The 16038-nt window shown below is 61.4% G+C and carries 8 protein-coding genes; 7 read left to right on the forward strand and 1 reads right to left on the reverse strand.

Features of this window, described 5'->3' with window-relative positions; genetic code table 11:
- Positions 1 to 58 precede the first annotated feature (58 nt).
- From trpB to ACI0FG_RS11980, 6 genes are all read left to right on the forward strand, one after another.
- The gene (gene trpB, locus ACI0FG_RS11955; protein WP_419785228.1) at positions 59 to 1222 is read left to right on the forward strand and encodes a tryptophan synthase subunit beta; all 1164 of its coding nucleotides are present in this window, start codon (positions 59 to 61) and stop codon (positions 1220 to 1222) included.
- 138 nt (positions 1223 to 1360) lie between these two features.
- On the forward strand, positions 1361 to 2122 hold the full coding sequence (gene trpA / locus ACI0FG_RS11960) for a tryptophan synthase subunit alpha (RefSeq protein ID WP_419785229.1): 762 nt from the start codon (positions 1361 to 1363) through the stop codon (positions 2120 to 2122).
- 165 nt (positions 2123 to 2287) lie between these two features.
- Positions 2288 to 4939: a DNA polymerase I gene (gene polA, locus ACI0FG_RS11965; RefSeq protein WP_419785230.1), complete on the forward strand. Its 2652-nt coding sequence runs from the start codon at positions 2288 to 2290 to the stop codon at positions 4937 to 4939.
- A gap of 117 nt (positions 4940 to 5056) precedes the next feature.
- On the forward strand, positions 5057 to 6859 hold the full coding sequence (locus ACI0FG_RS11970) for a DEAD/DEAH box helicase (RefSeq protein ID WP_419785231.1): 1803 nt from the start codon (positions 5057 to 5059) through the stop codon (positions 6857 to 6859).
- 7 nt (positions 6860 to 6866) lie between these two features.
- On the forward strand, positions 6867 to 7655 hold the full coding sequence (locus tag ACI0FG_RS11975; RefSeq protein ID WP_419785232.1) for a hypothetical protein: 789 nt from the start codon (positions 6867 to 6869) through the stop codon (positions 7653 to 7655).
- Between the two features lie 143 nt (positions 7656 to 7798).
- Positions 7799 to 10213, forward strand: a complete 2415-nt coding sequence (locus tag ACI0FG_RS11980; RefSeq protein ID WP_419785233.1) for a methyl-accepting chemotaxis protein — start codon at positions 7799 to 7801, stop codon at positions 10211 to 10213.
- Between the two features lie 1666 nt (positions 10214 to 11879).
- Here ACI0FG_RS11980 and ACI0FG_RS11985 read toward each other — a convergent pair.
- Positions 11880 to 13502, reverse strand: a complete 1623-nt coding sequence (locus tag ACI0FG_RS11985; RefSeq protein WP_419785234.1) for an NADP-dependent glyceraldehyde-3-phosphate dehydrogenase — start codon at positions 13500 to 13502, stop codon at positions 11880 to 11882.
- A 213-nt stretch (positions 13503 to 13715) separates the two neighbouring features.
- Between ACI0FG_RS11985 and ACI0FG_RS11990 the strand changes: the two genes are divergently transcribed.
- Positions 13716 to 15908 (forward strand): MFS transporter, encoded by a 2193-nt coding sequence (locus ACI0FG_RS11990; RefSeq protein WP_419785235.1) that lies wholly within the window; start codon positions 13716 to 13718, stop codon positions 15906 to 15908.
- Positions 15909 to 16038: the final 130 nt, after the last annotated feature.

Below are 16038 nucleotides of genomic sequence, written 5' to 3' on the forward strand. Positions count from 1 at the left end.
GGCCGTTGCCGCACGGACGCCAGCCGTCCGTTCCGCCACGGCCGACGAGGATAATACGATGAAAAAAGGATACTTCGGCGACTTCGGGGGCCAGTTCATCCCCGAACTGCTCATGCCCCCGCTCCTGGAGCTGGAAGAGGCAATGAAAACCATCCTCCCGAGCGAGGAATTCCAAAGCCGCTTTGCCGCCATGCTCAAGGAGAACGTGGGACGGCCCTCGGCCATAACCTACTGCCCGCAGATCTCCAAGGACCTCGGTCTGGACCTGTGGCTCAAGCGCGAGGACCTGAACCACTCGGGCGCGCACAAGATCAACAACACTCTGGGCCAGGGGCTGCTGGCCAAGATGATGGGCAAGGAAGTCCTGCTGGCCGAGACCGGCGCGGGAATGCACGGTGTGGCAACGGCTGTGGCCGCCGCCATGCTGGATATGAAATGCGTGGTCTACATGGGCGCCACCGACGTGGTGCGCCAGGCCCCGAACGTCGGCCGCATGAAGCTGATGGGCGCGGAGGTCGTGCCCGTGGAGTCCGGCACCAAGACGCTCAAAGACGCCATCAACGAGGCGCTCCGCCGCTGGATCGCCGACCAGGAAAACACCCACTACTGCTTCGGCACCGCTGCCGGGCCGCATCCCTTCCCGACCCTGGTGCGCGAGTTCCAGCAGGTCATTTCCAAGGAAGCGCGCCAGCAGTTCATGGACCGCAACGACGGCAAGCTGCCGGACGTGGTAGTGGCCTGCGTGGGCGGCGGCTCCAACGCCATCGGCATGTTCCATCACTTCGTGCCGGACGAATCCGTGCGCATCGTGGGCGTGGAGGCGGCAGGCACCGGCGAGCCGGGCTGCTACAACTCCGCCCCGCTAAACCTCGGCACCGACGGCATGTTGCACGGCATGAGGACCAAGCTCCTGCAAACCAAGGAAGGCCAGATTCTCCCCTCCCATTCCGTGGCCGCAGGGCTGGACTACCCCGGCGTCGGACCGGAACATGCCCACCTTCAGGCCACCGGCCGGGTGGAATACACCACCATCAATGACGAGCAGGCCCTCAACGCCTTCGTCACCCTCTCCCGGCGCGAGGGCATCATCCCCGCCCTGGAATCCTCCCATGCCGTGGCCTACGCCATCGAGCACAAGGAGGAACTGAAGGGCAAGTCCGTACTTATCAACCTGTCCGGACGCGGCGACAAGGATTTGGCCATTTTGGACCGGATTCTTTAGAGAGGGAATGCCTCCGGCGGCTTAAGGAACCTTTTGAAAAAGGTTCCTTAAGAATCCTCCAAAACTTTTTGGCTTGCTTCGCGGCGGGTTGCGGAAGTTTGGGAGGGGTAAAACATAAAGAGATAAATGGAGATTGTTATGAATCCCATGCAGATAAAGATTGAAGAGGCCCGAAAACAGGGCAAGGTCGGGTTGATCCCGTTTCTGCCCGCCGGGTTCCCGGACCGGGAACGGTTCTGGAAGGAACTGGAGGAACTGGACGCGGCGGGTGCGGCGGTCATTGAGATCGGTATGCCCTTCTCCGACCCCGTGGCCGATGGTCCGGTGGTGGAAAAGGCGTCTCTCAAGAGCCTGGACGACGGTATCGATCTGGCCTGGATTTTCGAGGGTCTCAAGGCGCGCAAGGGACAGTTCAAGGCCGCCCTGCTGCTCATGGGCTACCTCAATCCGGTCTATCAGTACGGCATGGAGGCCTTTGCCGCCGACTGCGAGGCGGGCGGCGTTTCGGGCCTGATCATCGCGGACATGCCGCATGAGGAGTCCGGGTTCGTGCGCGATGCCCTGAAGCCCCACGGCGTTTCCCTGGTTCCCCTGGTAGGCCTGAACACCAGCAAGGAGCGGATGCGCCTCTATGCTGACGGCGCGGAGGGCTTCTGCTACTTCGTTTCCGTGCTCGGCACCACCGGCCAGCGCGAGGCCCTGCCCGCGCGCATCAAGGAAAAGCTGGCTGAGGCACGCGAGGTGTTCGACATCCCGCTGGCCCTCGGTTTCGGCATCAAACGCCCGGAGCAGGTTGCTCCCTTCGAGGGACTCATGGACGCGGCCGTGTTCGGCTCCGCCCTCATCAGCCACATCGAGGCCGGGGGCAGCAGCGCGGAATTCATGGCCCCCTGGGAATAGAAAACAAAAGAATAACAAAGGCGGGTTCGGCTGACGGACCCGCCTCTTTTTTTTGGCTGCGGGAAAGGTGCGCCCCCGCCCCTTCAAAAATCGCGTTGAATCACGTACACAAGGGCAGGAAGCACGCCTCCCCATCCCAGCAAATCAAAAATAACGGAATATACAATGTCGCTCAAAGAACGCCTGAATCTGGACAAGGAACCCATTTACCTCATTGACGGCACCGCCCTGCTCTACCGCGCCTTTTACGCCCGGACGGACCTCTCCCGTTCCGACGGATTCCCGACCAATGCGATCAATACCGTTCTGCGCGTGCTCCTGAATCTGCTGCGCGACGAAAAACCCACCCACGTCGCCTTCATCATGGACGGCAAGGGCCCGACCTTTCGCAACGCCCTGTACGACCTGTACAAGGCCAACCGCCCGCCCATGCCGGAACCGCTGGCCCAGCAGGTGGAACCGGTACGCACCGGCGTGGAGTTGACCGGCGTCACGCTGTACGTCTCCGACGGCGTGGAGGCGGACGACTGCATCTGCTCCCTCGCTTATCGCTACAAGAAGGAACGCCCCGTCATCATCCTGGCTGCGGACAAGGACCTGAAACAGTGCCTGGACAACGACGTCTACATGGTCAGCCAGCACGGCCGCAACGAAACCATCTACACCCTGGATTCCTTCCGCGAAAAGGAAGGCATGGAACCCGCCACCTGGCCGGATTTCCAGGCCGTCATCGGCGACTCGGCGGACAACATCCCCGGCATCCCCAAGATCGGCCCGGTCACGGCCCGCAAGATATTCGCCCAAACCGGCCCCACGCTGGAGGAACTGCGGGACAACGTAGCAAGCCTGCCGGACAAACTGCGCGAGAAAGTGGAACCCGAACTGGAAAACATCTTCACCTACCGAGAACTGACGCGCATGAAGCCGGACTGCTGCGACATGGACCTCGATACCTTCCGGCTCACGCCGCCGGACACCGCCTTGCTGCACGCCTTTCTGGACGAATACGAACTACGCGGTATCAAGAGCATGGTGCCCAAGGCCGTGGCCGCGGACGCCCCTAAGGCCGCGCCCAAACCGGCCCGCAAGGAAGAGGCGGGCGCACAGCAACTTTCCCTTTTCGGCGCCGCCGCACCCGATCACCGAAAGGAGCAGGAGCCGCTGCCGGTAACAGAAGCCGCCACGCCGCAGGAACTGCCCGCCATCAAAGGCAAGGACGTGGGGCTGGTCTTTGAGGACAACGCCTTTTTCATCGGCCTGGACGACACCGAATACCACTACACCGGCCCTGTAGCCGGGCTGGTCGAATCCCTTGGCGGGGCTGCCATCATTGCCACGCCCTCGGTGCAGGAACTGCTCCGCGCGGACGACGGCTGGGCGGCCATCCCCTCGGCCCAATGGTTCGATCTCAGTCTGGCCGCCTACCTGCTGGACCCGGAGTCGCGCAACTACGCATGGCCGCGCCTGCGCCAGTCCCTGTATCAGGATGCGCGGCCCGAATTCGCTGGGCTGGCCGAGAACCTGCACCCCGGCGCCCAAGGGCTGGCGGCCCTGGCCTATAGGGCAGGCATCCGGGGACAGGTGGAAAGCGCGGACCTCTGGCCGCTGATGCGCGATCTGGAAACCCCGCTCATCCCGGCCCTGGTCGCCATGGAAAAGGCGGGCATCACCATCGACCTCGCCGCTTTCAAGGATTTTCTGGACGAGGTCTCCGGCCAGCTGGACGAACTGACGCGCTCCATCATCGGCCACGCGGGCGAGGAGTTCAACATCCGCTCCAGCCAGCAGCTGGCCGTGGTCCTCTTCGACCGCCTCGGCATCAAGGCCGGAGGCAAGACGGCCACGGGCCAGCGGTCCACGGCTAACCAGGTGCTGGAGAAAATCCGCACCGCCCACTCCATCGTCGAGGACATCCTGCAATACCGGATGCTGGAAAAGCTGCGCTCCACGTATCTGGAGCCGCTGCCCAAGCTGGTGGACGAGGATTCGCGGCTGCACACCCACTTCAATCAGTTGGCCACGGCCACCGGGCGGCTCTCCAGCTCCCAGCCCAACCTGCAAAACATCCCTATTCGCGGGGTGCACGGGCCGCGTATGCGCGCCTGCTTCACGGCCGCGCCCGGCATGATTCTGGCCGCGGCGGACTACTCGCAGATCGAGCTGCGCGTCCTGGCCCACTGCTCCCAGGACCCGGCACTGCTGGACGCCTTCCGGCATGACGAGGACATTCACACCCGCACCGCCGCCCTGCTGACAGAGAAGGACCCCGGCGACGTCACGCCGGACGAACGGCGCAGCGCCAAGACCATCAACTTCGGTCTCATCTACGGCATGGGCGTGCAGAAGCTGGCCCGCGAACTCTCCATCACCCAGAACGAGGCCAAGGAATTCACGGCTCGTTACTTCGAAAAGCTGGCCACCCTAAAGGAATACTACGAGGGCGTGGTCCGCGATGCCCAGGAGCACGGCTTCGTCACCACCCTGGCCGGACGCCGCCGTCTGCTGCCGGAGCTGCACTCCACCAACAACATGGTCGCCTCCGAGGCACGCCGCCAGGCCGTGAACACAGTCATTCAGGGCACAGCCGCGGACATCATCAAGAAGGCCATGGTATCGGCCCACAATGACAAGGAGCTCAAGAACTTGGGCACGCGGCTGCTCCTCCAGGTGCATGACGAACTCATCATCGAAGCCCCGGCCGAAAACATCGAGGCCGCAGGGGCCCGGCTCACGGCCATCATGCAGGGCGCGGAACAGCTGGATGTCCCCCTCAAGGTGGATATGGGCACCGGCCATACCTGGGCGGATGCCCACTGACCCCGGGCCATTGTGCAAATGGCGAAGAAAGTATAGAATACGCTGCATCAGCGATTCGCCCGGCCCAGCAAACGACACGAAAACGCCGGGAACCACATTCAATCATTAAGAGTATTCATGGAAAACGAAACACACATCGATCCGGGTGCCGAAACGGCCGCCGGTAACGAATTTCCGGAAATGAAGTTCGAGGAACTGCCCGAAAAACTGAAAGCCGCCTGTGAACGCGCCGGATGGCAGGACCTCATGCCAGTGCAGGAAAAGGCCCTGCCCCAACTGCTGAAAGATCACGACGTCATGGTCCAGGCCCGCACCGGGTCCGGCAAGACCGGCGCCTTTGTCCTGCCGCTCATCGAAAAGCTCGACCCAACCCTGCCCGAATGCCAGGCGCTGGTCATGGTTCCCACACGGGAACTGGCCAAGCAGGTGGCTGCCGACGCCCGCAACCTCATGGGTGACGAGTTCGGCATTGTCGCAGTCTACGGCGGCGTGGGCTACAAGGAGCAGCTGGACGCCTTCCGCGACGGCGCACAGCTCGTGGTCGGCACCCCCGGCCGCATTCTGGACCATCTGGTACGCCGCAACCTCTCGTTGGATCATCTGCGCATGGTCATCTTCGACGAGGCGGACCGTATGCTCTCCGTGGGCTTCTACCCCGACATGGTGGAAGTGAAGCGGTATCTTCCGAAGAGCCTGAACGGCAGCTACATGTTTTCGGCCACCTTTCCGCAGACCGTGCTGCGTCTGGCCGAGGAATTCATGGTCAAACCCGCCTTCCTCAGCCTTTCGTCCGAAGAAGGCAACATCACGGCCATTACCCACCAGTTTGTGGAAGTCCCGGCCATGGGCAAGGAGCGCAAGCTCATCAAGCTCATCGAGCTGGAGAACCCCACCTCGGCCGTTATTTTTTCCAATACGAAACGGAACGTGGAATTCACCGCCGCCCTGCTCTCCCAGTTCGGATTCGATGCCGAGGGACTGACCTCGGACCTGACCCAGAACAAGCGAGAGCAGCTCATGACCCGCATCAAGGAAGGCAAGCTCCGCTTCCTGGTGGCCACTGATGTGGCCGCGCGCGGCATCGACATCCCGGAACTCTCCCACGTCTTCATGATGGAACCGCCCGAGGACCCGGAGTCCTACGTGCACCGCGCCGGACGTACGGGCCGCGCCGGAGCTTCCGGTACGGCCATCACCCTGGTGGACGTCATCCAGAAGATGGAATTGGAGCGCATCGCCACCCGGTTCAATATCCACTTCGAGGAGATCAAGGACCCCACAGAAGAGGATGTGGAGGCGATCATCAAGGAACGCCTCACCGCCCTGCTGGAGACCAAGTTCCGCAAGATGACCAACCTGGAACGGGAACGCGCCTCCCGGTTCGTGGGGCTGGCCAAGGAATACTCGGAGCACGACGACAGCCTGGCACTCATCGCCATGCTGCTGGACGAAATTTACCAGAACACCCTGCACGGCAAGCCCGTCGCAGCGCCGACCGAAGCTCCGGCCCGGCAGCAGCGTCCGCAGCCCCGCAAGCAGGACCAGGATGAAAACCGGCCCAAGAAAAACAGCCGGTCCCGTGGTCGCCGAGGTGACCGCGACAGGGATGATGCCCCCCGCCGGGAGGCTGCTCCGGCCCGCGAGGACCGTCCGCGCAAGGATGCGGACCAGCCCGCCGAGCGTGCCGAGAAGCAGGAAGCCCAGCCCCGGCAGGAAAAGCCGGAGCAACAGGAAAAGCGCAAGCGCCCGCCCCGCTCCCGCAAGCCCGCCGAATCCCAGCCCGCGCCGAAATCCGATACAGCGGAAACGGCAGCCGACAGCGCAGCACTGTTCCTGGAAGACAGCAGCAACACCTCGCCCGATGCCGACGGCGACCGGCCCAAGGCGCGCCGCCGCCGTCCGCGCAGGAGACGCCGCTAGCAGGGCAATGGCCCGCAACAACCTCATCCTCGGCACGGCCGCAGGATATCACTACGGAGACGTGCGCCCCTTTCTCCGCTCCCTTGAAGAGAGCGGATTTGCGGGGCGTTGCGTCTTGTTCATCTCGGAGACCACCCGAGACCTTGAACGCATGGCGAACCATCGGGTCACCCTGCTCCCCCTTCGGCCTGATGCCGCGCCGGAGGGGATGCCCTGCAACGCCCTGCGCTATTTCTGTTACCGCGATTTTCTGCTCGCCACCCTGCCGCAGGCCGAACGCATTCTGCTCACCGACGTGCGCGACGTCATCTTCCAGGCCGATCCATTTTCTCCACATTGGGCCGAAGGACTGACCTGTGCCGAGGAAGACCGGCGCATGACCATCGGTTCCTGCCCGCACAACAGCCACTGGATACGCCAACACCTGGGTGAGGACGCCTTGAGCGCTGTGGCGAATCGCCCCATCCTCTGTTCCGGCACCACAGTGGGATCATCGGACGCCATCCTCGCCTATCTGAACGTGTTGACCGAAAAGATGACCTCTTTCTCCGGCGGTCAACGCATGGCCGGGTTCGACCAGGGAGTGCACAACGTCCTGGCTCATACCGGCGCGCTCGGGCCGGTCCATCTATCCGACAACACCGGGCCTATCCTCACCCTGGGCTATTTCCCCGGTGAACCGGATACCGACGCACAGGGCCGAGTCTTAAATGAAGCGGGAGCCCCGGCCCTCATCGTCCATCAATACGACCGCAAGCCGAGCCTATTCAAGCGGATTCGCAGCCGATACGCTTGAACCAACTCCAGCAAACCGGCCTTCCCGAAAGCGGACGGCCACTCTTCACCATATTGTAACGACCGAAGCGGTCCCCTCTTCCGGTTTTACTGTAAGGAGCAGTATTCGCAATCTCTCCGAACAGTAAAAAACCGGCGGTTACAATGAAGCACCTTGGCTTTCAGAATAAACTGTTTCTGGCATCGACCATTATCGTTCTGGTAACCATCGCCAGCATGGCGGGAGTCAATTTCGTCAAGGCCCGCAGCGAGTTTCGGGCAAGCGGCATTGCGGCCATGCAAAACGTCTCGCACACCCTGCACGAGACGGTGGCCATGCAGGACCGCCTGGCCCGGAAAAAGATTCTTTCCGACCTGAACATCTTCAATTCCCTCATGGGCGTGAGCGGCCTGCCCATGTTTGAGGTGCTCTACGACGTTGATCTGGAAATCACCGACCAGGACGGCGGCAAGAGCGAAAAAGTGACCATCCCGGCCTTCAAGCTCGGGACCAAGTACCTGCATGAATCCGACGAACTGGTGAACTCCGTTACCAAGACCGCCGGAGTGCTCGCCTCGGTACTGCAACGGGACAAAAACCGGTTCATCCGCATTTCCACCAGTCTGAAAGACGGTTCCGGGAAGCCGGTGAAGGGACTCTACTTTGCGGCGGATACCCCGGAAGGCAAGGCCGTCATGGCGGGCAAGCACTACGAGGGCATCGCCACCATTGGTGGCGGGTGGTACGTCACCGCCTACGAGGCCGTAAAGGACTACGACGGCAAGGTCATCGGCGCCCTGGAGGTGGCCCGGCCGGTTGTGGATGGGGATTTCGCACGGTTCATCAGCACGGTGAACATATCGGGCAAGGGATATTCCTATGTACTCAAGCAGGACGGGACCTTTCCGGTAAAACCGCGCGACACCAAAGCCGCCGCAAAAGTGGCTGCCGAAGTACAAAATGACGCTCTGGTCAAGAAAAATGGCGGGACCATGTCCACCCCGTTCGGCTCTGACTCGGTGCTCTCCACCGTTGTCCGTTTCGATCCGTGGGACGCATATATCATAACCAGCGTGAACACCTCGGCCCTGCTGGCGGGAGTGGATGCCGACATCGTCCGCTCCGCCCTGCTCAGTTCGGTGCTTCCGCTGCTCCTCTCCATTCTCGTCATCTGGTTCACCAGCCGTCAGCTGCTCTCGCCCATGAACCGGCTCGCTGCCCTGGCCGACGAGGTGAGCAAGGGGAACTTCGACGGCGACTTCACCTATCCGGTGAGCGACGCCATCGGCCGGACCATGGCCTCGGTAAAGCACATGGTTGCTGAAATGAAAAACCAGCTCGGCTTCAGCCGGGGCGTACTGGACGGCGTCACCATTCCCTGCGCGGTTGTCGATCTGGAAAACAGGCTGACCCACATCAACAAGGCCGCCACCACCATACTCGGCAAACGCAAGGCACCGGAAAAATATCTGACCATGCCCCTGAACGAGGTCATGTTTCATGATCCCAGGCGCAAGACACTGAGTGAAGTGGCCATGAAAAAACGGGAGCAGGAAGAATGGGAAATCGAACTGACCCGCGACATCGACGCCGTAACCGTCATCCTGCACGTCGTTTCCACCCCCATCTATGATCTCGACGGCCAGTTGATCGGAGCCATAACCATCTGGGTGGACCTGACGGAGGAACGCAACCAGAAAAAAGCCGTGGAGGCAAAAAACGCGATCATCGAGGAAGCCGCACGCGAGGCAAACGCCATCGCCAGATCCGTCTCGGAATCCGCGCGAGGCCTGGCCGAAAAGATCCGCCGCGCCAACGAAGGCGCGCTGGAGCAGCGCAACCGGACCATGGAGGCGTCCACGGCCATGGAGCAGATGAACGCCACAGTGCTGGAAGTGGCCCGGAGCGCTTCCGCTACCTCGGATATGTCCGGCGAGACCAGCGAACTGGCCAAATCCGGTGCGGAAATCGTCGGCCGCTCCGTGGATCTGATGCGGCTCGTGCACGAGCGATCCGAAGGGCTCCGCGCCCAGATGGACGATCTCGATGAGCACGCCAAGGGGATCGGGGCGATCATGGGCGTCATTACCGACATCGCGGACCAGACCAACCTGCTGGCCCTCAATGCCGCCATCGAGGCCGCCCGTGCGGGCGATGCGGGCCGTGGATTCGCCGTAGTGGCGGACGAAGTGCGCAAATTGGCGGAAAAGACCATGTCCGCCACCCACGAGGTGGGAGAATATATTCAGGCCATACAAAAAAGCGCGGCAAGCAACATAAAGAGCAACGACGAGGCGAACACGGCCCTGGACGAATGCCGGGCCATGATCGAACAGTCGGGTGAGTCGCTCACCGCCATTGTGGTCAAGGCGGACGAGACCGCGACCCAGGTGCAGGGCATCGCCACAGCTGCGGACGAGCAATCCGCCACCAGCGAGCAGATCAACGCGGCGACGGAAACCGTCACCCGCATTGCGGGCGAAACGGCCGACTCCATGGAGGAATCGACCAAGGCCATCGAATCGCTGAACGTGCTGGCCGAGGAATTGCGCGCCGCCATCGACAAGATGCAGCGCTGACATTTTCCGGGACGGGTTTTGGATCGCGCCTCCCGCCCCGGACGCCCCTCCGCCGGTAACGGGGGGGCGCATATTTGGAATGGGCAGTCACGAAAGGTGGCTGCCCATTTTACTTGCGTTGAAAGGGGAAAGGCGAAAACTGAAAACCAAAGATAAAAACTTAAGAGAAAGGCAAAGTTGAAGCCGCCTCCGGCGGGATTCATGTCAGGGGGGTTCGCACCATGAAGGTGCGACTTACTTTTGGACCAGAGCGCCCAAAAGTAAGCAAAAAGCGCTCTTGGGGAGCCACGCCCTTCGCCCCGGTGACGGACAAAGAATCTGATCCAAACGGCCTGCGCTCCCACGGCCCAAGGCGGGAAGCAGAAAACCGCCGGGCCGCGAAGATTCGCTTCGGCCGTTTGGTCAGCTTCTAAGCAGCGTCCCCGCAGGGCTGAGATAAGGGGAACTTGTCTTTATGTCGTAGCGGCAAGCAGGAGCCTGAGCATTCGCAAAAGAAGTCTCCGAAGACAATCGTCCGGTCTCGGAAGGCGTAGCAGTTAATTCGCTGAGACCAGCCCTGTGTTTCGGCGGTTAGCAGCCGACCAAGCGGGTAAGGCGGCTCCTGTCAGCCACCCGGACGGATGGTGGTAGTCTCGGTCTGTTCGCGGAGAAACGGGACTATACTTTTCATGAGATGGAGCCGTCTCGCTTGGATCGGATGCTTCCGCCGAAACACGTCGGCGGTAAGGCTACTCCCAAGGGCCTTTTTGGTTCTTTTTGGCCCAGCAAAAAGAACCCCCGCCCGCGCAGGGCATGGAGGGGACTTTGAAGCCGAACGGCTTCAAACCCGGCTCTCTGCTTTTGGAAAACAAAAGATAAAAACATAAGAAAAATGCAGGATTGAAGCCGCCTCCGGCGGGATTCATGTCAGCGGGTTTCGCACCCTGAAGGTGCGACTTACTTTTGGACCAGAGCGCCCAAAAGTAAGCAAAAAGCGCTCTGGGGGTGCCATGCCCAGCGCCCCGGTGACGGGCCAAGAATCTGATCCAAACGGCCTGCGCTCCCACGGCCCAAGGCGGGAAGCTAAAAAAGCCGGGCTGCGAAAATTCGCTCCGGCCGTTTGGTCAGCTTCTAAGCCGCGTCCCCGCAGGGCTTCCGCTAATTAGCTTGTCTCTTTGACGTTGCGGCAAGCAAGAACCCGAATATCAGCAAGAGAAAGTTCTGAAGACAATCGTTCGGTGCCGGAAGGCGTAGCTATTAATTGCTGAGACCAGCCCTGTGTTTCGGCGGTTAGCAGCCGACCAAGCGGGTAAGGCGGCTCCTGTCAGCCACCCGGTAGGTTGGTGGTAGTCTCAGTCTGTTCGCGGAGAAACGGCACTATACTTTTCCAGAGATGGAGCCGTCCCGCTTGGATCGGATGCTTCCGGCGTAACACGCAGGCGGCCAAGCTACCCGCAAGGGCCTTTTTCCTACTTTTTGGCCCAGCAAAAAGTAGCGCCGCCCGCGTAGGGCATTTGGAGGGCTTTTGAAGCCAAACGGCTTCAAACCCGGCTCTCCTCTTCTCCTTCTCTCCTCCCCGTCCCCCCAAACAAGGCTACTGCTGGCCTTTTCCTCCCCCCAAAAAAGAGAAAAAGGGCGACCTCCCCCGAGTTGCCGCCCTTTTCCAAAACGTCCCGCTAGGTGCGAGCTACAGAATATAATCCGTGGTCAGGAAGTTGGAACTGCGCTGCCGCAATATCCGTGAGATCAACTCCTTGTTGCCGTCCGTTCCCTTGGCCGCAACCAAGGTGCGGATTGAGAAGCAACGCAGGGCATCGCTCACGGAGAGGGTTCCCTCGGCAGAGTCCTTACGCCCGGTGAAGGGAAAGGTATCCGGGCCGCGCTGGCACTGGCTGTTGATGTTCACCCGGCAGACCTGATTGACCATGGGGTCGATGAACCGGGCCACCTGGTCCGGATCGCTGCCGAAGATGCTCATCTGCTGACCGTAATTCGAGCTAACCTGATATTCCAAAGGCTCACGCTCATCATCGAAAGGCACGACTGGCACGATGGGGCCGAATTGCTCCTCCTGATAGACGCGCATGTCAGGTTTGACGTCGTACAACAAGGCCGGATGGAACAGGGTGCCTGCCGTGGCACCGCCGCCCGCGTTGACAATGCGTGCGCCCTTTGCCACGGCATCGTCAACCAGCTCCTTGAGGTACTCTATCTTGCCCTTGCCTGGCATGGGGGTGATATCCACTCCCTGGTCAAACGGCATACCGACCTTGAGTCCGGCAATACCCTCGTCAAGCCGGGTCAGCAGTTCTTCTGCCCGGCTGCGATGCACAAAAACGATCTTGATGGCCGTGCAGCGCTGGCCGCTAAAGGAAAGGCTGCCGGAAAGAATCTCCTTGGCCGTCAGTTCCATGTCCGCCGTTTCCAGCACAAAGGCGGGATTCTTGGCATCCAGGCCGAGCACGCAGCGCAGCCGGTGCGGGTGCGGATGCAGCAGGCGAAGCGCATCGGCCGCACCGCTGGAACCGATGAAGGCCAAGACATTGACCCCGCCCGTCTCCAGAATAGGCTGCACCACGCGGCGATCGCCGAAGAGCACGTTGACCACTCCGCGCGGGAAGCTGTCCCGCAGCGCCTCGATGATGGGGGAAAGCAGCAGCTTGCCCATGCGCGGCGTCTTGACGATGGCCGTGTTGCCCATGATCAGAGCCGGAATCAGGGTGGCGAAAGTCTCGTTGAAGGGATAGTTGTACGGCCCCATGCAGAGCACCGGACCGAGCGGTGCCCGACGGATCTGGGCATAGATGCCGCTTTCGATGACCATGCGCGAGCAGGAGCGGTCCAGATCCTTGAGGGCGTTGATGGTATTGTCGATGTATTCGACGGTGCGGTCGAACTCGACCTCGGACTGAATCCGGGGCTTGCAGATCTCAAGAGTCATCAGCCGGACGACTTCGTCTCGGACATCCTTCAGACGCGAGGCAAAATCTTCCAGATGACGAATGCGGTCGGCCACGCTCATGGTCGGCCAGCGGCCCATGCCGTTGTCATAGGCTGCGGCTGCGGCCTTGAGCGCCCGAAGTCCGGCCTCGGCATCCAGCACCGGGCAGCGCCCGATGAGCAGGGGGTTGAGCTCACCGTTGTCGTTTATGGAAATGGGGGAATATATATCCTGCATCTCCCCATCCCACTCGTGCAGCTCTCCGTCGATAAGGTAGCGGGGATATTCCTTGGGGATGATGGTGCGGTACTCTTCGGGAATCCCGTCTGCGTCGGGAAACGCGGCCAATAATTTCTGCTCGGTGCTCATGATGACCTCCGTAAAGGTGGGAGCTTGTTTCGGACAGGCGTTGAAAGCACTTGGATAGGTCCAACCTTCTATTATGTCAATTCAGACATAATTAGAGAAGAAATCAAGTCCCGGCAAAGGGAAATTACCCTCCCTCCTTTGACTGGAACGGGACGTGGGGCTATACCGGACCCTTCCGAATCCCAAACGACCCACATCGGATATCAAACGACAATGGAAGAAACTCGACGGATGGACAGGCAGGGACATTCGGGCACCGGCCCGGGCAGCAGCAAGGCAACAGCCGCCATCCTTGTCAGCGGGTTTCTGACCACTTTGGCCGTGGCCCTTTTCTCCTTCGTCATTCCGCTTTCCAGCCTGGACCAACGGATAAGCGGCGCATGGCTGGGCAGCGCCTTTGCGGGATACTATCTGGCCAAGCTCGTGGCCGCACCTCTGGGCGGCATGTTTGCAGACCGCTTCGGCCCCCGGCCCCTGCTGGTCGGCGTGCCGGTGCTGGGGGCGCTCGCACCATTACTATATTCAGTCGTCCCGGGAACAGGCGGACTATACGCGGTTCAATTCCTGCTCGGCCTGCTCTCCGGCCTGCACCGGCCCGTGGCCCTGGCCGCCCTGGGCAGCCAGGCGGAAGACAGAACCCTGTCCCGCTATTTTGCGATCCAGGCCATGACCTTCGGCCTCGCCATGTTCGCCGGCCCGCTCCTGGGCGGCCTGCTCTATCTGAACCGGCAGCCCGGCCCGGTGCTCATCGCCGTCGCCAGCTGCATGGGGCTGGCCGCGCTGGCCGCCTTTCTACTGCTGCCAGCCGGGCTGCGGACGGCCACGCCCAAGGATGCACCCACTACGGCAAAACCCGGGGTACATCCTGCCGCGCTGTTCGCGGCTGTGGCAGGGCGCACGCTGGGCATCGGTTTTCTGGCCGCCTTCTATCCCATCCTGCTGACGACCCTGCTCGGCCGGGGAATGCGCGTGGCTCTGCTCTTTGCCATGCCGGGGCTGGCGACGACCCTGCTCCTGCCCGTGGTGCAGCGATGCTTTCGAAACGTCAGCCGGGAAGGATTGACCGTTTTGGGCATGTTGCTCAGCGCGGCCGGAATGTTCGCCCTCGGCGGCTCGAATACGGACTGGCAGTTCGGGCTGGCCGGTGCGGTGATGGGGTTGGGGTCGGCCATATCCATCCCCGCGTCCATGGCCTTGACCGCAGCGCTCTCACCACACAGGGGGCGGTTCTTCGGCGCGGCACAACTCTCGGCCGGGGTTGGTTTTCTGCTTGGGCCACTGCTGGGCGGCTGGCTGTTGCCTTCGCTCCATGCCGTGGCCCCGCCCCTGCAACTGGTCGCACTGGCCGGGGCACTCTGCAGCGTGCCTCTGGCAGGTGTCGCGCTGCACGTGCGCGGCCATTTCGGACGGCGATCTTCCACGGCACTTGCCCTGATTCTGGCCGTGCTGCTGACCGCACCAGGGCTGGCCGTGCTGGATGCGGCGCGTCCGGGGGGAGAAAAGGACGCCTTTTACCGCTTTACCGGCGTTGCCATGGGCACCATCGTCCACCTCACCCTGGAGGCCGAAAGCCGACAAGGGGCCGAAAACGCTTCCAACCGGGCCATGGACGCCATGCACGCCATGCAGGCGGATTTCGATTTCCGCAGTCCGGACAGCTCCATACATCGAATCAATGCCGCTGCCGGGCATGGCTGGATACGCCCCACGCCCCGCGCCTTCAGGCTCATCCAGCGCGCGCTGCAAATCAGCCGCGAATCGGACGGCGTCTTCGACCCCACGGTGGGCGCGCTGACCACGGCGGATTTTTATTACGCGCTGGCCCCGTCACTGGCCGACGGTAAACGTGCGCTGGTAAACTACCGTAAGGTGGCTTTAAATGAGAAGGAAGGTTCAGTCCGGCTGGAACTGCCGGGCATGGCGCTGGACATGGGCGGCATCGCCAAGGGGACCGTCATCGACGCCACGGTCGCCCTGCTCAGACAACACGGAGTGCGTAGCGGCATCGTCGAAGCCGGTGGCGACCTGTACTGCTTCGGCGACCGGGAATGGAAGATCGGCATCCGACACCCGCGCAGCAAGAATCTGTACGCCACCGTCTCCCTGCGGGAAAAGGGCATTTGCGGGTCGGGCGACTACCAACAGTTCGTCACCCGGGAACAGGGAGGGCACACCGAACGGAGACACCACATCATCAACCCGGCCACCCTCGACTCGGCCCATGCCTCCATCGGCACCACTGTCATTGCCGAAAGCGCGGAAATGGCCGACGCCCTGGCCACAACACTATTCATCATGGGCCCGGACAAGGGACGAAAATTTCTCAAAGCACACCACCCTAAAGTAGCGGCCATCTGGTTCGACCCGAACAGCTCCGTGGCGGAAACCAGAAATTTTCCCCAATGAAATTGGTATCCTTTTTGCTAATTTTACGAAGCGAGATAAATTAAGTTTGCAGCATAAAGTGTATAAAACCAATGAACTATCATGCTCAACCTGGTAAAATTAATGTCGGAGCACTTGAGAAATAAGCGGA

This window comes from Pseudodesulfovibrio sp. 7M6 (assembly GCF_050058625.1).
In the GTDB taxonomy this organism is placed as follows: Bacteria; Desulfobacterota; Desulfovibrionia; order Desulfovibrionales; family Desulfovibrionaceae; genus Pseudodesulfovibrio; species Pseudodesulfovibrio salinus.

Coding starts and splice junctions, on each gene's coding strand:
- trpB (WP_419785228.1), top strand. CDS start 59: ATGAAAAAAGGATACTTCGGCGACTTCGGGGGCCAGTTCATCCCCGAA.
- trpA (WP_419785229.1), top strand. CDS start 1,361: ATGAATCCCATGCAGATAAAGATTGAAGAGGCCCGAAAACAGGGCAAG.
- polA (WP_419785230.1), top strand. CDS start 2,288: ATGTCGCTCAAAGAACGCCTGAATCTGGACAAGGAACCCATTTACCTC.
- ACI0FG_RS11970 (WP_419785231.1), top strand. CDS start 5,057: ATGGAAAACGAAACACACATCGATCCGGGTGCCGAAACGGCCGCCGGT.
- ACI0FG_RS11975 (WP_419785232.1), top strand. CDS start 6,867: ATGGCCCGCAACAACCTCATCCTCGGCACGGCCGCAGGATATCACTAC.
- ACI0FG_RS11980 (WP_419785233.1), top strand. CDS start 7,799: ATGAAGCACCTTGGCTTTCAGAATAAACTGTTTCTGGCATCGACCATT.
- ACI0FG_RS11985 (WP_419785234.1), bottom strand. CDS start 13,502: ATGAGCACCGAGCAGAAATTATTGGCCGCGTTTCCCGACGCAGACGGG.
- ACI0FG_RS11990 (WP_419785235.1), top strand. CDS start 13,716: ATGGAAGAAACTCGACGGATGGACAGGCAGGGACATTCGGGCACCGGC.